General features: G+C 63.1%; 22 protein-coding genes. 15 read left to right on the top strand and 7 right to left on the bottom strand.

The genetic code is table 11. The features are described 5' to 3' along the window. Positions 1–13: 13 nt before the first annotated feature. Together AABA48_RS03295 and AABA48_RS03290 are read left to right on the top strand one after the other, a co-directional pair. Entirely contained in the window at positions 14–1,354 is a 1,341-nt protein-coding gene (locus AABA48_RS03295; protein WP_324311112.1) for a malic enzyme-like NAD(P)-binding protein, read from the top strand. Between the two features lie 70 nt (positions 1,355–1,424). Next, a complete protein-coding gene (locus AABA48_RS03290) occupies positions 1,425–1,709 on the top strand; it encodes a SulP family inorganic anion transporter (RefSeq protein WP_286352093.1) in 285 nt (94 codons plus the stop codon). Between the two features lie 106 nt (positions 1,710–1,815). Here AABA48_RS03290 and AABA48_RS03285 read toward each other — a convergent pair whose 3' ends face one another. The 7 genes from AABA48_RS03285 to AABA48_RS03255 form a co-directional block, all read right to left on the bottom strand. Further along, a complete protein-coding gene (locus tag AABA48_RS03285) occupies positions 1,816–2,721 on the bottom strand; it encodes a GGDEF domain-containing protein (protein WP_286352092.1) in 906 nt (301 codons plus the stop codon). Positions 2,722–2,726: 5 nt separating this feature from the next. Continuing rightward, positions 2,727–5,783 (bottom strand): PAS domain S-box protein, encoded by a 3,057-nt coding sequence (locus tag AABA48_RS03280; protein WP_286352091.1) that lies wholly within the window; start codon positions 5,781–5,783, stop codon positions 2,727–2,729. A 91-nt stretch (positions 5,784–5,874) separates the two neighbouring features. Beyond that, positions 5,875–6,324, bottom strand: a complete 450-nt coding sequence (locus AABA48_RS03275) for a phosphate-starvation-inducible PsiE family protein (RefSeq protein WP_338271112.1) — start codon at positions 6,322–6,324, stop codon at positions 5,875–5,877. A gap of 45 nt (positions 6,325–6,369) precedes the next feature. After that, the gene (locus tag AABA48_RS03270; protein WP_338271111.1) at positions 6,370–7,245 is read right to left on the bottom strand and encodes a mechanosensitive ion channel family protein; all 876 of its coding nucleotides are present in this window, start codon (positions 7,243–7,245) and stop codon (positions 6,370–6,372) included. Between the two features lie 15 nt (positions 7,246–7,260). Beyond that, positions 7,261–9,027 carry an SLC13 family permease gene (locus AABA48_RS03265; RefSeq protein WP_338271110.1) on the bottom strand — a complete coding sequence of 589 codons (1,767 nt, stop codon included), beginning with the start codon at positions 9,025–9,027 and terminating at the stop codon, positions 7,261–7,263. Continuing rightward, positions 9,024–10,112 carry an SAM-dependent methyltransferase gene (locus AABA48_RS03260; protein ID WP_338271109.1) on the bottom strand — a complete coding sequence of 363 codons (1,089 nt, stop codon included), beginning with the start codon at positions 10,110–10,112 and terminating at the stop codon, positions 9,024–9,026. Before AABA48_RS03260 ends, AABA48_RS03265 begins: the two co-directional genes overlap by 4 nt. Next, entirely contained in the window at positions 10,109–10,564 is a 456-nt protein-coding gene (locus AABA48_RS03255) for a DUF1499 domain-containing protein (protein ID WP_338271108.1), read from the bottom strand. Before AABA48_RS03255 ends, AABA48_RS03260 begins: the two co-directional genes overlap by 4 nt. 252 nt (positions 10,565–10,816) lie before the next feature. On the opposite strand from AABA48_RS03255, the gene AABA48_RS03250 reads away from it, so the two are divergent. The 13 genes from AABA48_RS03250 (at position 10,817) to AABA48_RS03190 (ending at position 21,822) form a co-directional block, all read left to right on the top strand. Further along, positions 10,817–11,383, top strand: coding sequence for a chalcone isomerase family protein (locus AABA48_RS03250; RefSeq protein WP_338271107.1), 567 nt, complete (start codon positions 10,817–10,819; stop codon positions 11,381–11,383). Between the two features lies 1 nt (position 11,384). Further along, positions 11,385–11,732, top strand: a complete 348-nt coding sequence (locus AABA48_RS03245) for a DUF1475 family protein (RefSeq protein WP_338271106.1) — start codon at positions 11,385–11,387, stop codon at positions 11,730–11,732. Continuing rightward, complete coding sequence (locus AABA48_RS03240) at positions 11,716–12,114, top strand: SRPBCC family protein (RefSeq protein WP_338271105.1); 399 nt, start codon at positions 11,716–11,718, stop codon at positions 12,112–12,114. Before AABA48_RS03245 ends, AABA48_RS03240 begins: the two co-directional genes overlap by 17 nt. Continuing rightward, positions 12,111–12,881: a DUF1295 domain-containing protein gene (locus AABA48_RS03235; protein ID WP_338271104.1), complete on the top strand. Its 771-nt coding sequence runs from the start codon at positions 12,111–12,113 to the stop codon at positions 12,879–12,881. The genes AABA48_RS03240 and AABA48_RS03235 overlap by 4 nt, the downstream gene beginning before the upstream one ends. Before the next feature lie 71 nt (positions 12,882–12,952). Beyond that, positions 12,953–13,324 carry a pyridoxamine 5'-phosphate oxidase family protein gene (locus AABA48_RS03230; RefSeq protein WP_338271102.1) on the top strand — a complete coding sequence of 124 codons (372 nt, stop codon included), beginning with the start codon at positions 12,953–12,955 and terminating at the stop codon, positions 13,322–13,324. Between the two features lie 24 nt (positions 13,325–13,348). Continuing rightward, positions 13,349–16,117: a cation-transporting P-type ATPase gene (locus AABA48_RS03225; RefSeq protein WP_338271101.1), complete on the top strand. Its 2,769-nt coding sequence runs from the start codon at positions 13,349–13,351 to the stop codon at positions 16,115–16,117. Positions 16,118–16,129: 12 nt separating this feature from the next. Beyond that, positions 16,130–16,687 (top strand): lipocalin family protein, encoded by a 558-nt coding sequence (locus AABA48_RS03220; protein ID WP_338271098.1) that lies wholly within the window; start codon positions 16,130–16,132, stop codon positions 16,685–16,687. Further along, positions 16,684–17,928: an NAD(P)/FAD-dependent oxidoreductase gene (locus AABA48_RS03215; RefSeq protein ID WP_338271096.1), complete on the top strand. Its 1,245-nt coding sequence runs from the start codon at positions 16,684–16,686 to the stop codon at positions 17,926–17,928. The genes AABA48_RS03220 and AABA48_RS03215 overlap by 4 nt, the downstream gene beginning before the upstream one ends. Further along, positions 17,928–18,779: a DUF1365 domain-containing protein gene (locus AABA48_RS03210; RefSeq protein WP_286352077.1), complete on the top strand. Its 852-nt coding sequence runs from the start codon at positions 17,928–17,930 to the stop codon at positions 18,777–18,779. The genes AABA48_RS03215 and AABA48_RS03210 overlap by 1 nt, the downstream gene beginning before the upstream one ends. After that, positions 18,776–20,041 carry an SAM-dependent methyltransferase gene (locus tag AABA48_RS03205; RefSeq protein ID WP_286352076.1) on the top strand — a complete coding sequence of 422 codons (1,266 nt, stop codon included), beginning with the start codon at positions 18,776–18,778 and terminating at the stop codon, positions 20,039–20,041. Before AABA48_RS03210 ends, AABA48_RS03205 begins: the two co-directional genes overlap by 4 nt. Next, positions 20,042–20,557, top strand: a complete 516-nt coding sequence (locus AABA48_RS03200; protein ID WP_338271093.1) for a DUF2878 domain-containing protein — start codon at positions 20,042–20,044, stop codon at positions 20,555–20,557. Next, positions 20,554–20,970, top strand: a complete 417-nt coding sequence (locus tag AABA48_RS03195) for a DUF2177 family protein (RefSeq protein WP_338271091.1) — start codon at positions 20,554–20,556, stop codon at positions 20,968–20,970. The genes AABA48_RS03200 and AABA48_RS03195 overlap by 4 nt, the downstream gene beginning before the upstream one ends. Before the next feature lie 114 nt (positions 20,971–21,084). Next, the gene (locus AABA48_RS03190) at positions 21,085–21,822 is read left to right on the top strand and encodes a cytidylate kinase-like family protein (protein ID WP_286352073.1); all 738 of its coding nucleotides are present in this window, start codon (positions 21,085–21,087) and stop codon (positions 21,820–21,822) included. The last annotated feature ends 87 nt before the right edge of the window (positions 21,823–21,909 follow it).

Below are 21,909 nucleotides of genomic sequence, written 5' to 3'. Positions count from 1 at the left end.
AGGATCAAAGGGAATGAATATCGAAAAAGGCTCCGACAAGATCGTCAAGACCCTTCGGGTCATGATCACCGACCAGCCCGGCTACCTGGGGCGCCTGACCACCGCCATCGGCTCCGAAGGGGGCAACATCGGCGACATACGACTGATCAGCTCGGGGCTTACCCACAACATCCGGGAGATTACCGTCTACGTGGACAACGACCAGCATCTGGAGATGATCCTCAAAGCCGTTGCCGCCGTTGAGGGGGTCATCGTGGAAGAGGTGATCGACCGGGTGCAGCAGGTTCACGAAGGGGGCAAGATTGCCGTCAGGAGCAGGGTTGAGATCAAGACCATCGGCGATGTGCGGAAAATCTACACCCCGGGGGTAGCCTCCATCTGCCGCCAGATCCAGCAGAAGCCCCGGCTCGCCGACACCTATACCGCCATCGGCAACACCGTGGCCATCGTCACCAACGGCACCGCCATCCTCGGCCTGGGGGACATCGGCCCCGTGGCCGGCATGCCGGTAATGGAGGGGAAGGCGGTCCTTTTCGACCACCTCGTGGGGATTTCCGGCGTCCCTATCCTGCTCAGAAGCAAGAACGCGGACCATATCGTGGACACCATCTGGCATCTGGCTCCCACCTTCGGGGCCATCAAGCTGGAGGACATCGCGGCACCGGACTGCTTCGAGATCGAGCGGCGGCTCGCGGAAATGCTGGACATTCCGGTCATGCACGATGACCAGCACGGCACGGCGGTGGTGGTGCTGGCGTCACTGCTGAACGCCACCCGCTTCACCGGCACCAGGCTGCAGAATGCCACGATCGGAATCATCGGCCTGGGGGCGGCCGGCACCGGCATCGCCAAGCTGCTCATGGCCTACGGGGTGAAAAAAGTGGTCGGCACCGATCTCAATCCCGGCGCCATGGAGATGCTGCAGACGCTGGGAGGAGAACCGACGAACCTGACTGGTGTCATGGAGAGCGGCCAGGTGGTGATCGCCACCACCGGGTGCCCCGGACTGATCAAGCCTGAGATGGTGCAGCGGGGACAGGTGATTCTGGCCCTTTCCAATCCTGATGCCGAGATTAAACCGCAGGATGCGATGACGGCCGGGGCATCCTTTGCCGCCGACGGCAAGAGCATCAACAACGCCCTCGCCTTCCCCGGTATCTTCCGGGGAGCCCTCGACGCCCGCGCCAGCAGAATCAACAACCGGATGCTCATTGCCGCGGCCAAGGCCATCGCCTCACACGCCGAAGAGGGTGAACTGGTTCCCGGCATACTCAACCGGAACGTCCACCAGGCCGTTGCTGAAGCAGTGGCAAGGGCGGCGGCGGAGACAGGAGTCATCAAACCCAGGGATTAGTACCGCCGGTTACTCACCACCTCAGCAGCCTTCCCCACTCCCGACAGCCCCGCCGGCTTCGGCGGGCTATGTGGCCGCAGCCCTGCAACTCGCCCTCCTGACCGGCATGCTGCAACTGCTTTTGGGCACCGTCCGGGCCGGTTTAGTGGTCAGCTCCCTCTCCCGGCCCGCCATCGGGGGGGTCACCTCGGCGGCGGTGCTTCTCATGGGCCTGAGTCAGGTCAAGAACCTGCCGGACTATCCGGCGACGGCGGTGAGTCAGCCCTTGAGCTGTCCGCCGGCGTGGTCCAGGATCTGGCCCAACGGGCCGGCTGACAGGGGAAATATGGAAAACAAATCGACGTTCTCTCACTGAACCAGGCGGTTCGACAGATGTCGACGGAGAGTACGAACTCCCACGGAAGCTCAAAAGAGGCTGAGACTTTCAGCGGACCCGCAACGAGTCCAACCGGTTCGACCGGTCAGGGGGATTCCGCCTGAACCACCCGGTCGCGGCCCGATCTCTTGGCCCGGTACATGGCGCCATCGGCCGCGGCCAGCAGATCGTCCAGGCAGGTGGTGCCGTCGCACACGGCAACGCCGATACTTATGGTGACGGACACCGGCTTGAGCCTGGAGGTGAACTTCGTCGAAGCGATGGCAGCCCGGAGCCGCTCATAGAGATGCCCGCAATCTTCTCCCGTGCCCGGGGCTACCACAAGGAATTCCTCCCCACCCAGCCGACCCAGCAGGTCATAGTCCCTGAGCACCCCCCCCAGCACCCCGACGCAGCCGCACAGCACCTCGTCTCCGGTCTGATGGCCGTAACGGTCGTTTACCCGCTTGAAGTGATCGATATCCAGGATGCCGATGCTCAGGCTTCCCCCATCCCGCTTGATCCGGGACAGCTCCTTTTCCAGATGATCGAGAATCGCGCGCCGGTTCATGACGCCGGTCAACGGATCGTGGGTAGCCTGGTGATTCAGGGCCTCCTGGGTCTCCTGCAGTCTCGAATGCAACTCGACGGTGCGGCGGCCCACCTGGATCCGGGCGCGCAGTTCTCCGAGACTGAACGGTTTGCCCACGTAATCGTCGGCGCCGGCATCGAGCCCGCGGATTACGTCGTCAGTACCGTTTTTGGCCGTGAGCAGGAGAATGTAGGGCAGATGTTCAGCTGACCGGGCACGGACCTGCCGGATCACCTCCACCCCGTCCATGACGGGCATGACCCAATCTAATACGGCCAGCTTGGGGGCATCGCATTTTTGCAGCTCTTCCCAAGCCTGCGCTCCATCAATCGCCTCCACCACGTCGTAGCCCCACCGCTTCATCAGTCCGGTCAGCATAGTGCGCGAGGTTACATCATCATCGGCGATGAGAATCCGCATAGGCGTCACTCCTTGACGTAGTCTTGTCTCATGGCTTCACACAAGCGGCCGAATTCGTCTTCCAGCACGTTCATGCGGCGGGCGGTACCGCCCATGTCTCCCGCAACAGCCTCATATTCCATAGCTTCCGCGGCCGCCCGCAGCCGCTCTCCCCCCACACTGGCGGCCCCCCCCTTGATGGTATGGGCCCAGTGGGCGACGGTTGCCGGTTCGCCGTCAGCCACCGCTGACCTGAGCCGTCCGATCAGATCGGGCATATCCGCCAGGAACGCAGCAATGACCTCCGTCACCAGTGATTCGTCTCCCATGAGCCGTGACTCCAGGCCCGGCCGGTCAAAGACGGGCGTTCCATCAGGCACAGCCGGCACCGCGTTCGCGCGTTCCCCGTCGCTGCTGTTTGAAATCCGGCAGCGACGAGGGAGCCACTTGACCAGCATCTCGGCCAGTGCGTCAGGGAAGATCGGTTTGGCAAGATAGTCATTCATGCCCGCGTCCAGGCACTTGCGCCGGTCTCCCTTCATCGCGTGGGCAGTGAGGGCAATGACGGGAATCTCGTGGTTGAGGACCGGCGACCCGACATCGCGGATACGGCGGGTTGCTTCCAACCCGTCCATAACCGGCATCTGAACATCCATCAGAACCAAGTCGTAGGGAGTCGTTGCCAGCACGTCCAACGCCTCTGCGCCGTTGGCCACGGCATCGCCCCGCAGGCCGAGCCGTTTCATGATCCCAAGAGCCACCTGCCGGTTGGTGGCGTTGTCTTCAACCAGCAGAATACGGACGTCGTCGTGCCCCAGATCGCGCAGCTGCTGCAGCGGACCGTCACCGCCGTCCGGCTCCGGAGAGGAGTCCCGGAGGTGCTGTATGCCGAAGGAAGCAGTAAACCAGAATTCGGAGCCCGCGCCGGGCCGGCTGGTAACCCCGATCTCTCCGCCCATCATCTGCACCAGCCGCTTGCAGATGGCCAGACCGAGGCCGGTGCCGCCGTATTTGCGCGTAATCGACGCATCCGCCTGGGTGAACTTCTCAAACAGAAGCTCCGTTTTCTCCGGCGGGATGCCGATGCCGGTATCACGCACGGCAAAGCGGAGCCTGACCGAGTCGTCCGTTTCCGTCAGGGAGCCGACCTCCACGGAGATTTCGCCCTGGTGGGTGAATTTGAGCGCATTCCCCGCCAGATTGACCAGGACCTGCCTCAGCCGGACCGGATCGCCCATCAGGAATCGGGGCACTTCGGGCCGGAGCAGGCAGGTGAACCTCAACCCCTGTTCATTCGCCTTGAACGCCAGAGATTCCGCCAGGTCATCAAGCAGGGTGCGCAGGTCGAAACCGATGGTTTCCATCTCCAGCCTGCCGGCCTCGATCTTGGAAAAATCGAGGATATCGTCGATGACCTGCAACAACGATTCGGCGCTGGTCCTGACTATTTCGGCATATCTCCGCTGCTCGTCCGCGAGCCCCGTTTCCAGCAGCAGACCGGTCATGCCGACCACGCCGTTCATGGGAGTACGGATCTCATGGCTCATGTTGGCGAGGAATTCCGACTTTGCCCTGTTGGCGGATTCTGCCTGCTCCTTGGCGAGAACGAGCTCTTGCTCCGCACGCTTGCGCTCGGTGACGTCGTGAACGATGGAGTGCAGATACTCCTTTCCCTTCACCTCGATCCTGCTGCTGAACACCTCCACGTCACGGAAGGAGTCGTCCGCCCGTCGGTGACGGAAAAAGAAATGGATCCGCTCCATTTTTTTGGCATTTTCCAGCTCGCTCGCCAGCTCCTCGGGCGAAAGCATGTTGATGTCCCGGATATTCATGGCCCTGAGCTGCTCACGGGACCAGCCGTAAAAGCTCACTGCCGCGTTATTGGCGTCTACGATGGCACCGGTGGCAGGATCAATGATCAGCTTGGCGGCCGCATGGTGCTCAAACAGATTCCTGAAGAGCGCCTCGCTTTCGCGCAGGGCCTCCTCGGCCCGCCTGCGCTCGGTGATGTCCCGCACCGACACGACCCTGACGGACTTGTCCCCGTACTGCAGATTGTAGCCTTCGATCTCAACATCAAAGACCGTTCCGTCCTTTTTCACTCCTCGCACCTGGTAGGGCTCGGGATGTGCCCTGTTCATCTTATCGAGTATGGAGTCGATATCATCCGGATGGAACAGCAGGGATATCACGTTTACTTCCTCCAACTCCTCCCGCGTGTAGCCGAACAGTTTTGCGAACCTGGCGTTCATATCCTGAACGACGCCCTTGTCGTGGATAACGATCCCCTCCAGGGCCACCTCTGACAGGAGCCGGTTGCGCTCTTCACTTTCGGCAAGCCGAGTCTGCTGCAAGAGAAGTGACCGATCGTCGCGGGCGATCCGGCGCGACGCCAGGATGATGCCCCCCAACCCCACGGCCCAGAAGGTCAGATGACCCGCGCCCGTTGCGACCATCTTTTTCCGGGCTAGGGCCGAATAGGGCGCAAGGGGAACCGAAACGCTGATACCGCCGCGAACGCCCCCCACTACATAGCCTTGGCCGGTATGACACCTCAAGCAGGACTGTTCCACCATCAGCGGCCTCATCAGGCGAAGATGGGGTACGCCGTCCATTACTTCGACCGAGGAGAATTCCTGCTGTCCCCGCTCGAAGGATTCCAGTGCCCGCGTTTCCCACTTGTCAGGCGCATTGGCCTGCCGAATGGGCCTGAGGCTAGTGATGTGGCCACGGATGCCCGAACTTTCGAAATTGAGCTCGTGGACCTGTCGTGTCATATATGCTGGGTTGATGAGAGTGAGCCGCTTCCCCGTGGTGGTTTCCACATCCCGGTCCTTTTGGCCGGCAAGCCACGGATTGGGCTGGGCACGCTCCGATACTGACACATATACTCCGCCGTGACCGGCATTCCAGCGCCGGTACACGATGTCCTTCTCGAACTGGGCTCTGGCGTCCACCCGCGCTGCCTCATGGCTCGCATTCCGTTCCTGGACGAAACTCGTGACCAGCGAGATGCCCACGGCAAGGGTCCACGCGACACCCGTGACCACTGCATAGCGTTTTGGCTTTGAAGACTGTCTCAATTCAGTACCTGCTCCGCTCACAACCCTTCTCCGCAATGCTGTTCCCCGTCGCGCCTTGCCAACGGCAACAGATAATGACTCACCCCAACGGTTACAACCGCTCAGGCTCAGATGGCGTATCCCCTTCCCTCTCCAAACCGCCCGACCTGCCCCGTATCAGGTAATAGCCGATGCTCAGCGCCAGAATTATTGCCGCTATCCCCAAAAGGACCTGGCCCGAGAGGTCCTTCACATCGAGAATGATGACCTTTCGGGCAATTGCAATGATTGCAACTGCCATCACGATCCGGGCATGGTCGGTTGATTGGGCCAGATAGGTTTTCGCAATGGTTTCCAGCAATTCAATCCCGATCAGAACCAGCATGAACAGACCGAAAATCTCCAGCAATTCATCGATTTCCAAGAGAAGAAAGGGGGGCGAAACGATATCCTTCACGATGATCCAGGCCAGTTCAAGCGTTGCAAGAAACAGAACCAGTGCCATCATGACTACCAGTGAGAAAATAATCATTTTTTCAAATTTTTTGATCTGCGTGATCATGCCCCCCCCTCAGCACGGCCATTGTGCAACTCAAATCCACAATCATTATGATGGGTTGACCATCCCGTCATTCAATATGCGAATATCGCGCCGGGGAAATGGTATTTCAATGCCGTTTTCTGTGAATGCCTTGTAAATGCCGTAATTGAGGGCGCTCGTAAGAAGTCCGCGCCGATGGATGAGAGTAGTGCTCCAGGCCCTCAACTCGAAGTTGAGTCCGCTGTCCCCGAATTCCATGAGACGCACGGCAGGTGGCGGCTTTTCCAGCACGTCGGCATTGGCGGCAGCCACCTCCAGGAGTAGCCGCTCCACCAGGTTAACATCGCTGCCGTAGGCAACGCTCACGGGAATCCGGAACCGGACCTTCCGCTCGTTGTGGCTCCAGTTCACCACATTCTCGGTGATGAACTTGGAATTGGGCACGATGATGGTGATGTTGTCGTTAGTCACCACCGTGGTGCTCCTGCCGCCGATATGAACCACATCCCCCTCAACGGTGCCCACCACGATCCGGTCCCCCACTTTGATCGGACGCTCGAAGAGGATGATGATGCCGCTGACGAAGTTATTGACGATGTTCTGGAGGCCGAAACCGACGCCGATGCCGACGGCGCCGGCCAGGACGTTGAGGGCGGTGAGGTCTATGCCGGCGGTCTGAAGGATAACGATGAAACCGACGGCTATGATGGTGTAGCGAATGATGGAGCCGGTGGCCTGGCGGGCCCCCAGTTCCATCCTGGTCCGGGTGAGGAACTGCTCAACGATCCAGGTCCGGAGCTTGCCCGAGAGGTAGAAGAGAAGCGCCACCAGCACCACCAGTTGAATGATGGCCCAGAGGGTCACCGGGGAGCCGCCGAGCTTCAAAATGGGAATTTCAAGGTATTGCCTGACTGTTCCAATCAGTTCCATCAAGGTGTCCATGGGCAGTTCTCCCCGTCAAAAAGGCCAGAAGCGCGGAATGAATATCGTCGCCAGAACCCAGAAAAGAATATTGAGTGGCGTTCCCACTCGCAGAAAATCAGCATACCTGAACTGGCCGGGCCCATAGATCAGGGTGTTGGTCTGGTAGCCGACCGGGGTCATGAAACTGGCCGAAGCGGCAAAGGTGATGGCCATGAGGAACGGGCGGGAATCAACCCCGTATGCCTCGGCTGACGCGATGGCGATGGGAGCCAGCATGGCTGCCGTCGCGTTATTGGACATCATCTCGGTCAGCAGCGACGTCGCGAGGTAGAAGGCCGAGACCAGGGCCACGGGCCCCCATGCCCCCACCGTCTCAACCAGGTAGCCCGCCAGGAGTCGTGCCGCGCCGCTCTTTTCCAGGGCAGTCCCCAGGGTGAGAACTCCGGCCAGGAGAAAGATCACCTGCCAGTTGATGGCGCTGTAGGCCTCATCGCGAGTCAGACAACGGGTCAGAACCATCAGGATGCACCCAACGATGGCTCCGGCCACGATGGGAACCAGCCCCGTTGCCGCGGCAGCCACCACTGCTGCCACGATGGCAACAGCAGTGACCATCCTGCTTTTGCGGAAGACGGGGAGCTCAACCTGGGAGACCAGAACAAAGGTCTTGTCCTCCCGGAGATGGTCCAGGTGGTGCTGTTCCACCTCGAAGAGAAGAACGTCGCCCGCACGCAGCTGCATCATTTCCAGATCTTCCCTCATGAACCGCCCCCTGTGGCGGACCGCAAGCGCCGTAAGGCCGTACCGGGAACGGAACCGAGCCTGCTTGAGACTTCTGCCGTCCAGGGTGGACCCCGGAGCCACCACCGCCTCCACCAGGACAGCCTCCTCCCCCGGCAGCCGGCCCGAATCCTGTCGCAGGGCGATGCCGCGCCGCTCCTTGAGTTTTCTGAAATTCTCCAGATCGCAGCGGACCTTCAGATGATCGCCGGCCTGGAGCACGATCCGGTCGATGGGCTCATCGAGGAGGGTCCCGTCCCTGAATACCTCCACGCTCCGGATCGAAATATCTTGCAGCAACGGTGAATCGGCCAGCACCGATCCCACGGAGCGGGCCTCCGGTTCCAGCACGATCTCGGTCAGGTAATCGCTGATACCGAAGAGCCTTCGCAGGTCCTCCTCCCCCTTGCGCTCGGGAATGAGCCTCACGCCCACCAGCAGCATGTAGACACTCCCTGCTGCGAAGAAAATGAGACCAAGGCCGCTCATCTCGAACATGCCGAAGGGTTCGAGGCCATGACGGCCGGCAATGGAAGAGACCAGGATATTGGTGGAGGTACCAATGAGGGTGCACACCCCGCCGAACATGGAGGCAAAGGAGAGTGGCATGAGGAGCCTGCCGGCCGATACCCCCGTATCCCGAGCCACTCCCAGGGCAATGGGAAGAAAAATGGCCACTGCAGCCGTGTTGTTGATAAAGGCGGAGAGGACCCCCACCGCCAGCATCATAACTACCAGAACCAGCCAGAAACTCACCGCTCCCAGCCGGGCCAGGGTGGTTCCCAGCAGGTTCACCGCCCCGGTCCTGAAGAGACCCGCCGATAGTATGAACATTGCCCCCACGGTGACTGTGGCCGGGTTGCTGAATCCGCCGATGGCCTCTTCCGGGGTGATGAGGCCGGAGAGAAGGAGCGTGGCCATGAGGATGAGGGCGACGATGTCGACCGGAATGCGCTCCGTGGCGAAGAGGATCACCGCAGAGAGCACCAGGCCCAGCACGAGCAGAATCTCGACAGTCACTTACACTCTCCAGAAAAGGACAGGGATTTTTTTCGGCTTCCGCACAAGGCACCGGTCCCGTTCTTCCTGAGAAGATAGTGGGACACGAACCATTCATTGCCTTCGCCATACCCGAAGAGCTCGGAGCAGGCCATGAAAAACACCCGCCAACGCTGGAACCAGACCGGGGCTTCACCTTCGTAAACATCCCAGAAAATCTCCAGGATCTTCCGGCGCTCGGCATCCATACGCTTAAGCCAGTCGTCACAGGTCCGCTGGTAATGGCGGCCGCCAACTCGCCAGTGATCCTCAACCGCCAGGTGGTTATTGAAATAGAAGAGGAGATGATCAGACGGCATGATGCCGCCGGTGAAGAAGTATCGCCCCATCCAGTCGTCTTCTCCATCGGTCTGGAACAGGTAAGCAAGATTCCGATGGCAAAAAATGTGAACGAAAAGCCGCCCGTCGTCCTTCAACCAACTGGAGATGCGGCGCAGAAGCTCAGCGTAATTGCGCATGTGCTCGAACATCTCCACCGATACGACCCGGTCGAAGGTCCTCTCAATGGTGAAATCGTTCATGTCGGCAGTGATGACCCTCACATTACCGAAGCCCCGGCCCCGACAGACCCCCTGGATGAACTGCCGCTGGGGCGCTGAGTTGGAAACCGCCGTGATGCGGGCATCGGGATAGTGCTCGGCCATCCAGAGGGTCAGGGAACCCCACCCGCACCCAAGCTCGAGGATTTCCATGCCATCGGCCAGACCGGCCCGTTGACAGGTGAGCCGCAACATTGCTTCCTCGGCGGCGGCCAGGTCATCGACGCCGGGGGGATAGAGGCAACAGCTGTACTTGCGGCGAGGCCCCAGAACGAGGGAGAAAAAGTCGGGAGGCAGCTCGTAGTGCTGCTTATTTGCGGCAGCCGTTGCCACCGCCAGGGGACTGCGGCGCAGGTGCTCGAAAAACTCCCGTTGACGCATTCGATCCGCCTCTGTGTCGCCGCGCTCCTCTTCCTGCAGCCGCTTCATCAGAAGCCGCCGGATGCCGCTTCGGATGACGGCGTCGGGAAGCATCCCGTGCTCCACGAGCGACACAATTCTGTTCATGGTGCGGACCCCGCCGGGGAAAAGGCACGGCGGATATCCTCCATCCTGCCGCGATTTTTACCCAAGTCTGAATAGCCCAGACGCGAGGCCGAACGGACGTGGATGACCCGCCGCCCCCGTTCCAGGAGGAACTCGCCGTCATCCACGAAGAAGGTGGTGCGCAACTCCACCCGCAGGTATTCCCCCGTCTGCTCGATGATGGTCGTGTCGCCCCGGGCTTCCAGGACCTGCCTCAGATGCGCGAAGGCCGCATCGGGATCCCCCGTGAACGCCAAGGGGGCGATCCGGTGCCGATCGTCGGACTCCTGGCTGGATACGCAGTTGGGGGATGAGGGGCAGGGGGACAGCCTCCCATCCCTCGCCCCCAGGCTGGCGGGACGCTCACCGGCGCAGGCCGGCAAAAGCCCCGCCAGTATTCCTGCCAACATCGTCCTTACTGTCAGAAATTTCATTGATCATCCCCATCGCGTGTTCATTCATGAGCCTCAGCGTGGCCGGCACCGTGGCCCCGGCTGCCACATCCGTGGTCATATCCACCGAGCCGCTATTCTGGCACGGTATCCCAGCTTACCCGGATGGAACAATTCCATCCCCAGAACTATAGCAGACCGGCAGCGCTCCGCACGGCTGCGGCAACTTTCCACGCCCCCGCTTGCGTATACACCGGCGACTGTTAGAATCCAGAGTGATCACAGGAGCCGCCCATGAAAGCATCCATCTTTATCCTCTGCCTTCTCTGCTTCGCCCTGACACCGCTCGCCGCTTCCCACGGCCGGATCGTCCAGGGGGTGACCTTTGTCGAACGGATTCAGGCTGGTGATGCTACCCTTACCCTCCACAATGCCGCCCTGCTTCGCTACCTCAAGGTCATCAAGGCCTACGTGGCGGCCCTCTATCTCCCGGAGGGAGTCCCTCCCCAGCGGGTGCTGACCGATGTACCGAAGCGGCTGGAGATCAGCTACCTGGTGTCAATCAAGGGAGGCGATTTCGGCAAGGGGGCCGAACCGGTGCTCAGGCGCAACCTTGCCGCCGAGGAGCTGGCGCGGTTGCGCAGCCGCATCGACCGCATCAACGCCGCCTACCGGGACGTGAAGCCCGGTGACCGGTACGCCCTCACCTACCTCCCCGGCCGGGGGACGGAGCTCACCCTGAACGGCACGCCGCTCATCACCATCGAAGGGGCCGATTTCGCGGCAGCCTACTTCGGCATCTGGCTGGGCCGAAGGCCCATCGACGACACGCTGAAGAATGACCTCCTGGGGAGCGGCTGAGATGAAGGCCCTCCTGACTGCCATATGCCTTATTGTGCTGGCCGTCATGCTCTTCGTGACCGTCACCGCCTCCATTCACGAGGACGTGGTCACCGCAACCCGCCTCCTCTGGCCGGATCCCTGGTTCCGCGCCACCCTGGCCGATGCCTACTTCGGATTTCTCTTCTTCTGGCTCTGGGTGGCCTGGCGGGAGCGGAGCATTGGGCGGGCGGCTTTCTGGTTCATCCTTATCATGACCCTGGGGAATTTCGCCATGGCCGGCTATCTGCTCTGGCATCTGCGCCACTGGGAACCGGCGAACGGTATCGGGAAGCTCCTCATGGGAGAGAGGCATGGAAACGGCCGTTAAGGTGCGGGCCCCGGCTGCGGCCGCCTGGGAACTGCTTATCGACACCCGGCGCTGGACCGAGTGGGGGCCATCGGTCTCCGGGGTTGAGTGCCCGGAGCGGTTCATCGGCCCCGGCACCATCGGATGGGTACGGACGGTCGTCGGCCTGCGGCTCCCCTTCCGGGTCACCGAGTTCGAGCCGGGGCGGCGCTGGTGCTGGTCGGTTGCCGGCATCCCCGCCACCGGCCACCGGGTGGAGCCACTGGGGCAGGAGCGGTGCCGGGTGGTCTTCGAGGTCCCGTTGCCGGCGGCCCCCTACCTGGCGGTCTGCCGGGTGGCGGCCCTGAGAATTCGCTCCATCCTTGAGGGTGGAGGGGGGAAGGAAGGAGGGGCAGCATTGTGACGGCGATTCTCCTGACTACCGCCGGATTCGTGCTCGCCTCTATGACCGGCTGGTTCGTTGCCTCCCGGCTGAAGGGGCGCAACGACATTGCCGACGTAGCCTGGGGGCTCGGGTTCATCCTGGCGGCGGCGGTCTCCCTCGTGGCCGGCGGCCAGTACGCCCCCCGGGGCCTCCTGGTCTCCCTCCTGGTGCTGGCCTGGGGGGTGCGGCTCGCCCTTCACATCCATGCCCGCAACCGGGGCAAGGGGGAGGATCCCCGTTACCGGCAGTGGCGGGAGGAGTGGGGGCGCTGGTTCGTGCTCCGCTCGTTCCTCCAGGTATTCATGCTCCAGGGGGTGCTCCTGGTGCTGGTGGCGGTGCCGGTGATCTTCGTCAACGCCGCGCCGCCGACACCGCTCGGATGGCTGGACGGCCTGGGCTTCTTCATCTGGCTCACCGGCTTCTTGTTCGAGGCTGTGGGGGACCTGCAGCTGCTGCGCTTCATCCGCAATCCGGAAAACAAGGGGCAGCTCATGACCGGCGGACTCTGGCGGTACACCCGCCATCCCAACTATTTCGGCGAGGTGACCCTCTGGTGGGGAATCTGGCTCATGGTTCTTGCGGTTCCCGGCGGGTGGTGGACCGTCATCGGCCCCCTGGCCATCACGGTGCTGATCCTCAAGGTATCCGGCATCCCCATGCTGGAGAAGCACTACGAGGGACGGCCCGACTTCGAGGAGTACAAACGCCGCACGAGCCCCTTCTTCCCCCTGCCGCCCCGGGGGTGAGGGGTTTTGCGGGCTGTTTTTGAACAACCTGAGGTTTCCCACAGCCTCTTAGCTTAGGAGGAGAACGCTCCATGAACCTTTCCGAACTGCTCCAGCAACCCGGCCTCGGCGTCATGGCCACCGCCGCCCCCGACGGCAACGTCAACACCGCCGTCTATGCCCGCCCCCACGTCATCGACGAAACCACCCTGGTCTGGGGGATGACCGATGGCCGCACCTTCCGCAACATCGCCCGGAATCCCCACGCCTCTTTTCTGTTCAAGGCGGGGACGCCGGGTTTCAGTGGGGTGCGGCTGGCCCTGGAACTGATCAGGACCGAAGAGGAGGGTGAGATGCTGGCCCACATCAAGGAGAACGCCGACACCCTCGTCGGTCCGGGGACCGGCAATGCCGTGACCCATGCCGCCTGGTTCAGGGTGGTTGAAGTCAGGCCGTTGATATAATTCATTGGAATCGGAGGTCCCTGTTTGCAGCTTCATACCAGACTGAACGACACATCAAGTACTACCGGGACCGAACCGGGCGGGCTTCCGTGGCATGCCTCGCCGGAGCAGGAGGTCCTGGCGCGGCTGGAGACCGGCCCCGACGGGCTGACGGCCGCCGAGGCGGCGGAGCGGCTCCGGCGCCTCGGCCCCAACACCCTGCTCCGCAAGGGGGGGGACGGCCCCCTGCTCCTCTTCTGGCGCCAGATCAACAACCCCATCGGCTGGCTCCTCGTTGCCGCCGGCGCCCTGGCCCTCGCCCTGCGAAAGCCCACCGACGCTGCCGTTGTCTTCGGTGCGGTATTCATCAACGCCATCATCGGCTTTATCCAGGAATACCGGGCCGGCAAGGCCATCGAAGCCCTGTCGGCCATGATACCGGAAGCGACCACGTCCCTGCGGGAGGGGCGCGCCGTGGCGGTCCCCGCCGACCTGCTGGTCCCGGGGGATCTGGTGACATTGCAAAGCGGCGACAAGGTGCCGGCCGACCTGCGTCTCATCCGGGTCAAGAACCTGCTGGTGGAGGAGGCGGCCCTCACCGGCGAATCCCTGCCGGTGGCAAAGCAGACCGATCCGGTGGCGCCCGACGCCCCCTTGGGGGACCGGGTCTGCATGGCCTACAGCGGCACGCTGGTGGTGCAGGGGACGGCCACTGGAGTGGTGGTGGCCACGGGGAACAGCACGGAGCTGGGGCGGATCAATGCCCTCCTCAACCAGACGAGCCGGCTGGAGACCCCCCTCACCCGGCAACTGGCCACGGTGAGCAGCGGCATCACCATTGCGGTGGTGGTCGTGGTGGCGGTGCTGATCGCCTTCGGCATCTGGATCAAGGATGCCCCCGTGGGGGAAGCCCTCATGGTGGCCGTCTCCCTGGCCGTGGCCGCCATCCCCGAGGGGCTGCCGGCGGTCATCACCATCTGCATGGCCATCGGCGTCCGGCGCATGGCCGACCGCCGCGCCGTTGTCCGCCACCTGCCGGCGGTGGAAACCCTCGGCTCCACCTCGGTCATCTGCTCCGACAAGACCGGCACCCTCACCCGCAACGAGATGACGGTTCAGGTGGCATGGCTCGACGGCCACGAGTACCGCTTCTCCGGCATCGGCTACGAGCCGGCGGGGGAGATCGAGCATGACGGCATCCGCCTGGCAGCACTGCCGCCCACCCTGGAGGAGCTGCTCGCCATCGCCCTCCTCTGCAACGATGCCGCCCTGCGCCCCGAAGGGGACGGCTGGGCCATCACCGGCGACCCCACGGAGGCGGCCCTGGTGGTCGCCGGACGCAAAGGGGGACTGGACGACCACGAACTGCGCGGCCGCCACGGGCGCCTGGACGTGATCCCCTTCGAGTCGGACACCAAATTCATGGCCACCCTGAACCGGATGGAGGGGGGACACCGGATTCTCCTCAAGGGGGCGCCGGAAATCGTCCTCGATCGTTGCGTCCTGTCGGAGCCGGAGCGGCGCCGGATTCACGAGGCCATGGAGACCTATGCCCGCCAGGGGATGCGGGTGATCGCCTGCGCCTCCAAAGAGGCGGACCGCGCTGAGGATATCTCCCCGGAGGACGTGGCCGGAGGGCTCACCTTTGCGGGGCTTCTCTGCATGATCGACCCCCCCCGCACCGAGGCCATGGACGCCATCCGGGAATGCCACGGCGCCGGCATCACCGTGAAGATGATCACCGGCGACCATCCCGTCACGGCAGAGGCCATCGGCCGCCAGCTGGGGCTCCTGCAACCGGATCAGACCGCCATGGAGGGGCGTCGCCTGGACGGGCTCTCCGGCGCGGAACTGCAGGAGGTGGCCCTGGCCACCAACGTCTTCGCCCGGGTGGCGCCGGAGCACAAGATCCGGCTGGTGGAGGCCCTCCAGGCCCGGGGATACGTGGTGGCCATGACCGGCGACGGGGTCAACGACGCGCCGGCCCTCAAGCGGGCCGACATCGGCGTGGCCATGGGGATCACGGGGACGGCGGTCTCCAAGGAAGCGGCCAAGGTGGTCCTCATGGACGACAATTTCGCCTCCATCGCCGCGGCGGTTGAGGAGGGGCGCCGAGTGTACGACAACCTGGTCCGGTCCCTGGCCTTTGTCCTCCCCACCAACCTGGGGCTCGCCTGCACCCTGTCGGTCGCCATGTTCTTCTTCCCCACGGTGCGGGTCGAGGGAGTCAACGAGCTCCTCATGGCCATGTCCCCCAGCCAGACCCTCTGGATCAACCTGGTGGCGAGCGTCACCCTGTCGATTCCCCTGGCCTTCGAGGTCCTGGAGCCCAACGCCATGCACCGCCCCCCCCGCTCCCCCGGGGAACCGGTCTTTTCCGGCTTCATCGTGGCGCGGCTCATTGTCGTGGCGATCCTGATGGCCGCCGGAGGCTGCGGCCTCTTCCTCTGGGAATATTTCCGGATCGTGGGTCCTGAACCGGTTACGGCGGCCCGCCATGCCCTGGCCCTGGCCGAGGCCCAGACCATGTGCGTGACCAGCATCACCTTCACCCAGGTCTTTTATCTCCTCAACTGCCGATCGCTGCGGGATTCGCTCCTCTCCCAGGGGGTCTTCAGCAATCCGGCCATCTTCATCGGTATCGGCATCCTGCTGCTGTTGCAGGCGTGCTTCATCTACCTGCCGCCGCTCCAGGCGGTCTTCGGAACTGCCCCTCTCGACGGCAGGGCATGGCTCTATGCAATGCTGGCGGGAGCCGTGGTGCTGCCGGTCATATCGCTGGACAAGTGGGTCAGAAGGCATCGTCATGAATGAGGGGAGGACTTCATGAAAACCCTGTTCATACTGGCAGTCGCCACGATTCTTGCGGCCGGATTCGCCTGTCGCGCCGCCATGGCCGCATCGGCATCCCCCCCGCTCCTGACGGTTGAATATGTCGATCTGAACCGCTACGTGGGCACATGGTACGAGATCGCCCGCTACCCCAACAGCTTCCAGAAGGGGTGCCTGGGGAGCAACGCTCACTACGCGCTGCGGCAGGACGGCGATATCGACGTGGTGAACAGCTGCCGCGATGTGGAGGATGGGGACATCCGCCGGGCAAAGGGGCGGGCGTGGGTGGTTGACAAAGCCTCCAACGCCCGGCTCAAGGTCTCCTTTTTCTGGCCCTTCCGGGGGGACTACTGGATCATCGAATTGGGAAAGGATTATGAATACGCCGTGGTGGGCACCCCGAACCGGAAGTATCTGTGGGTTCTCAGCCGTACGCCGGTTATGGACGACGAGGTGTATGCCGCCATTATGGAACGGGTTCGGCGACAGGGGTTCGATCCCGAACGAGTCATCCGCGAAACCAACACCACGCGAAAGAATGGTGCATCATGAACATCGCCATTATCGGTGGCGGCATTGCGGGGCTGGCAACGGCGCATCTGCTCTGCGACGATCATCGGGTGACCCTCTTCGAGGCCAACGACTACCTGGGGGGGCACACCAACACGGTGGACGTCCCCCTGGACGGCACCACCCTTGCCGTGGACACCGGCTTCATCGTCTTCAACGAACGGACCTATCCCAACTTCATCAGGCTCCTGGAACGGCTCAACGTCGCGTCCCGACCGAGCGTCATGAGCTTTTCGGTCACCAGTGAACGGAATGGACTGGAGTACTGTGCCACAAACCTGGACACGCTCTTCGCCCAGCGCCGCAACTTCCTGAACCGTCCTTTCTGGCGGATGCTGCGGGAGATTGTCCGCTTCAATCGGGAAGCACGGGAGCTCTACGACTCCCACGACATGACCCTGACCCTGGGGGATTACCTGAAAAACCGCGGATACTCGGACACCTTCGTGGAGAACTTTCTGGTTCCCATGGGGGCGGCCATCTGGTCGGCAGACCCCAAGCGTTTTGCAATGTTTCCCGCCGCGGCCTTTGTCCGATTTTTCACCAATCACGGCATCCTGAACGTGGTTGACCAGCCCCGCTGGCGCATCATTGCCGGGGGGTCCCGGGAATATGTGGCACCGCTGGCACGGCCCTTCCGGGACCGGGTCCGGCTCTCCACGCCGGTGGACCGGGTACGCCGCTTCCCCGACCGGGTGGCGGTGACGACTCGGGGAGGCGAAACCGAGTACTTTGACCAGGTGATCCTGGCCTGCCACAGTGACCAGGCCCTTGCCATGCTGACCGACCCCTCCGACGCCGAGCGGGAACTCCTTTCCGCCATCCCGTACCAGGGAAACGATACGGTGCTCCACACCGACAGCCGTCTGCTCCCTGGTCTTCCCAAGGCCCGGGCCAGCTGGAACTGCCGTATTCCACGGCAAGAGCGGGACGGGGTCTTTGTTACCTACTGGATGAACAGATTACAGTCCCTGGCAACGTCTACTGACTTCTGCGTCACCCTCAACGGGACAGAGGCCATTGCTCCGGAGCGGATCATCCGCCGGATCACCTACCACCACCCGGTCTATTCTCCGGCCGCTTTCGAGGCCCAGAAACGCCGCGACGAGATCAGCGGAACCAACCGCACCTGGTATTGCGGCGCGTACTGGGGGTACGGCTTCCACGAGGATGGGCTCAACAGCGCCCTGGCGGTCTGCCGCCGATTCGGGAGGGGCCTCTGATGGGCACGACCGAGATGGGTGCCTGCCCCCCGTGGGATACGGCCTGCCTCAAGGCGCTGGAGATGGCCCCGGTTGCCCGGAGCGCACTCTACGACGGCACGGTGAAACATCGAAGAAATGCCCCGGTTGTCAACGAGTTCCGCTACAGCCTCTTCATGGTCTACCTGGATCTGGCGGAACTGGAGCTGGTCTTCGCCAACCGCCTGCTCTGGTCCGTGGAAGGCCCCACCTGGGCCAGCTTCCGGCGCGCCGACCACCTGCGCCGGGAAGGCCCCCTTGACACGGCGGTACGTGACCTGGCCGAGGAGCAGCTCGGTTTCCGCCCCCCCGGCCCCATCGGCCTTCTGACCCATCTGCGCTACCTGGGATACTGCTTCAACCCCATCAGCATCTACTACTGCTTCGCCGCCGACGGACAGCGGCTCGACGCCATAGTCGCCGAGGTTCACAACACCCCCTGGGGGGAGGAGTACGTGCGGGCACTGGATACCCGCAACGCCCGCCGGGAGGGGAAATGGTACCTGTTCGAACTGGAAAAGGAGTTCCACGTCTCACCCTTCATGCCCATGGATATCCGCTACACCTGGCGCTTCACCGCTCCCGGCGAAACCCTGGCGGTTGAAATGGAGAACGAGCGGCACGGAGAAACCGTCTTCTCGGCACGTCTCGACCTGGAACGGCGCCCCCTGACGGGGAAGAACCTTGCCTGCGCCCTGGCACGCTGGCCCTGGATGACGGCACGGGTCATAACCGCCATCTACTGGCAGGCCCTGCGCATCAGGCGAAAGGGGGTTCCGTTCTGCCCCCATCCGGAAAAACTCACCATCACGAAAGGGGCCTACCACCCATGAGGACTACCGAGCAGACCTGCAGTGGCTATCCCGACGCCGTAATCCGGCCGGCCGGCCCCATGGAGCGCCTGGCCCGGTCTCTGTTGCAGAAAAGCCTTGGAGCCATCTCCAGCGGCCACCTGACCCTGCTGGACAGCGGCCAGCGCATGGAATTCGGCGATTCCCGGTCCGACCTCTCGGCCTTGGTGCGGGTCCACACCCCTTCCTTTTACCGCCGGACCGCCATCGGAGGAACCATCGGCGCCGCCGAGTCCTACATGGACGGCGAATGGGACTGCGATGACCTGCCGGCACTGGTGCGGATCATGGTACGCAACCAGGATGCCCAGGAGCGCCTGGAAGGAGCGACGACGAGGCTGATCGCCCCGTTCCGGCGGCTCCTCCACCGGCTGAACGACAACACGCGCCGGGGGAGCCGGCGCAACATCGCCGCCCACTACGACCTGGGAAACGACTTCTACCGACTCTTTCTGGATCCCACCATGGCCTACTCCTGCGGCATCTTCGAGCGGAACGACAGCACCATGGAGGAGGCCTCCGTCGCCAAGTTCGACCGGATCTGCCGCGCGCTCCACCTTTGCCCGGACATGGAGCTTCTTGAAATCGGCACCGGCTGGGGAGGCTTTGCCATCCACGCGGCCGGGCACTACGGCTGCCGGGTGACGACCACCACCATCTCGCGCCGGCAGTTCTCCCTGGCGGCCGAACGGATCCGGGAGGCCGGCCTGGACGATCGCATCACCCTGCTGCAACGGGACTACCGGGACCTGACCGGAGAGTTCGACCGGCTCGTCTCCATCGAGATGATCGAGGCGGTGGGACACCGTCACCTCCCCGCCTTTTTTGCTGTCTGCTGCCGGCGGCTCAAGGCCGACGGCATGGGACTCATCCAGGCCATCACCGTCCCGGACCGGATCTACGACCGCTACCTGAAAACCCCGGACTTCATCAACCGCTACATTTTCCCCGGCGGGTGCTGTCCGTCGCCGGGGGCCATGGCTCGGGCCGTGGCAGCGGTCACCGACCTGCGCCTCGTCCACCGGGAGGACTTGACTCACCACTATGTACGGACCCTCCAGGAGTGGCGCAGGGCATTCCACAAACGGCTCGACGCCGTCCGGGCCATGGGCTGCGACGACCGGTTCATCCGGATGTGGGACTATTATCTCGCCTACTGCGAAGGGGGATTCGCGGAGCGGTTCACCGGCGTGGAGCAGGTGGTCTACGCCCGACCCGGCTGCATGGTGGAACCGGGGGTATAGGTGGGAAGAAACCTTCTCAATGTGGCGCTCTTCCAGGGGGCCTGGTTCGCGGCGGTGCTGGGGGCGGCCGCGGGGCGGCACTGGCTCGGGCCGGCGGCGGTTGCCCTGGTGGTCGCCATCCACCTGGCCCTGACCGATAATCGGCCGGGAGAGACGAAACTCCTTCTGACCACGGGAGTCCTCGGGTTTTTCTTCGATACCGCCCTCGTTGCCGGCGGGGTCTTTCTACCCTTGGCGCATCTCCTTCCCCGCCCCTTCAGCCCCCTGTGGATGGTGGCACTTTGGCTCAACTTCGCCACCACCCTGAACGTCTCCCTGGCATGGCTGCGGAGCAGGTACCTCCTGGCCGCCCTGTTCGGGGCAGTGGGAGGCCCCCTGGCCTACTACAGCGGTGCCCGGCTCGGGGCCACCGAGGCGCTGCCGACCACCGGGGCCATGCTGATCCTGGCTGCCGGCTGGGGAGTCATGACTCCGCTGCTGGTCGGGGCGGCAAACTATTTCCGGAGGCAGCCATGACTCACGGTCTCCTTGTCTTTCTCGCGCTCCTCCCCTTCTTCCTCCTGCTGGACTACCTCTGGCTCGGCCGCCTCATGCAGGGGTTCTACCTCCGGGAACTGGGGGACCTGGCCCGGCGCGAAGGAGACGCCATCAAACCGCGCCTCCCGGCTGCGGCCGGGGTCTACCTGGCCCTGCCGGGAGGAATCGTCCTCTTCGCCCTCCCCCGGGTTGACCCGGCCCGTCCGGTGGCCTCGGCCCTCTGCTGGGGACTTCTCTACGGGCTCGTGGTCTACAGTGTCTATGATCTCACCAATCGCGCCACTCTCCGGGAGTGGCCCATAAAGATGGCGACCGTCGACATCTGCTGGGGCGGCATCCTCTGCGCCGTCAGCACGCTGATCGCTGTACTCCTCGACCCCCTTCTCCCCTGAGATGGGATCGTTCCCGGCGAAGCCACGGCTCTGACCTGTCAGCCATCAGTCTTGTAGTCATTGCCCGGAGAACTATATTCAGCAAACCAACACCGGCAATTCAGAGGAGAACCGATGCCCGAAAACCTGATCATTCCATCCGTAGACTTGAGAATCGGCGCCCTGGAGGAGTACAACCGGCGCCAGAAGGAAAAGGCCACCCTGCGGCATAAGGGGCCGAAGCCGCGTCCCTGCATCACCCTGTCGCGGGAATTCGGCTGCGAAGGGTACCCCGTTGCGGAACGCCTTCTGAAGCTCATGGCGGAGCAGACCGGCGACCAGTGGGTGCTGGTCGATAAGGATGTGCTGGACGAGGTGGCACGGCGCCACCATGTTTCGAGGGAAATTCTGGAGGCCCTGGGGACCAAGAACCGTATCCTCTCCCAGGTTCTGGCCACCTTCTCCGAGCGCTGGAAGACCGACCACGAATACTTCGAGCTCCTCTGCAGCCATATCGTCTCCCTGGCGGAACAGGGCAACGTCATCATCGTCGGCCTGGGGGGCGCCATCATCACCCACCACCGGGAGCACTGCTATGACTTCCGGATCTTCGGCTCCCGGGAGTTCAAGATCGGCTCAATCTGCCAACGGATGAACCTCCCCCCCGACAGGGCGGCGGATCTGATTGAAAAGCAGCAGGCCCAGATCGACACCTTCACCAGAGAGTTTCTCTTCGAGGACGAAGCAAACCCCGGCCTCTACGACCTTTTGTTCAACAATGACAGGATGGGCCCGGACACCATGGCCCGAACCATTGCCGACTACGTCGCGGGCCGCCTTGTCACCGGGACGGCGGATAAACGACACGTCTGAACAGGCTTACTCAATTGTAAACAGGTGACGGCCGCCGCGCCACATCGCTCCGCGTGCCGCTCCGTGGGCGCGGTGGCCGTCACCTGT

The sequence above is a fragment of the Geobacter sp. 60473 genome, assembly GCF_036323535.1.
Classification (GTDB): domain Bacteria; phylum Desulfobacterota; class Desulfuromonadia; order Geobacterales; family Geobacteraceae; genus Geobacter; species Geobacter sulfurreducens.
This window is presented reverse-complemented; position numbering and strand designations above follow the sequence as displayed.

Coding starts and splice junctions, on each gene's coding strand:
- AABA48_RS03205 (WP_286352076.1), top strand. CDS start 18,776: ATGAGGACTACCGAGCAGACCTGCAGTGGCTATCCCGACGCCGTAATC.
- AABA48_RS03230 (WP_338271102.1), top strand. CDS start 12,953: ATGAACCTTTCCGAACTGCTCCAGCAACCCGGCCTCGGCGTCATGGCC.
- AABA48_RS03260 (WP_338271109.1), bottom strand. CDS start 10,112: ATGAACAGAATTGTGTCGCTCGTGGAGCACGGGATGCTTCCCGACGCC.
- AABA48_RS03275 (WP_338271112.1), bottom strand. CDS start 6,324: ATGATCACGCAGATCAAAAAATTTGAAAAAATGATTATTTTCTCACTG.
- AABA48_RS03250 (WP_338271107.1), top strand. CDS start 10,817: ATGAAAGCATCCATCTTTATCCTCTGCCTTCTCTGCTTCGCCCTGACA.
- AABA48_RS03220 (WP_338271098.1), top strand. CDS start 16,130: ATGAAAACCCTGTTCATACTGGCAGTCGCCACGATTCTTGCGGCCGGA.
- AABA48_RS03295 (WP_324311112.1), top strand. CDS start 14: ATGAATATCGAAAAAGGCTCCGACAAGATCGTCAAGACCCTTCGGGTC.
- AABA48_RS03285 (WP_286352092.1), bottom strand. CDS start 2,721: ATGCGGATTCTCATCGCCGATGATGATGTAACCTCGCGCACTATGCTG.
- AABA48_RS03215 (WP_338271096.1), top strand. CDS start 16,684: ATGAACATCGCCATTATCGGTGGCGGCATTGCGGGGCTGGCAACGGCG.
- AABA48_RS03195 (WP_338271091.1), top strand. CDS start 20,554: ATGACTCACGGTCTCCTTGTCTTTCTCGCGCTCCTCCCCTTCTTCCTC.
- AABA48_RS03245 (WP_338271106.1), top strand. CDS start 11,385: ATGAAGGCCCTCCTGACTGCCATATGCCTTATTGTGCTGGCCGTCATG.
- AABA48_RS03255 (WP_338271108.1), bottom strand. CDS start 10,564: ATGAAATTTCTGACAGTAAGGACGATGTTGGCAGGAATACTGGCGGGG.
- AABA48_RS03240 (WP_338271105.1), top strand. CDS start 11,716: ATGGAAACGGCCGTTAAGGTGCGGGCCCCGGCTGCGGCCGCCTGGGAA.
- AABA48_RS03270 (WP_338271111.1), bottom strand. CDS start 7,245: ATGGACACCTTGATGGAACTGATTGGAACAGTCAGGCAATACCTTGAA.
- AABA48_RS03210 (WP_286352077.1), top strand. CDS start 17,928: ATGGGCACGACCGAGATGGGTGCCTGCCCCCCGTGGGATACGGCCTGC.
- AABA48_RS03190 (WP_286352073.1), top strand. CDS start 21,085: ATGCCCGAAAACCTGATCATTCCATCCGTAGACTTGAGAATCGGCGCC.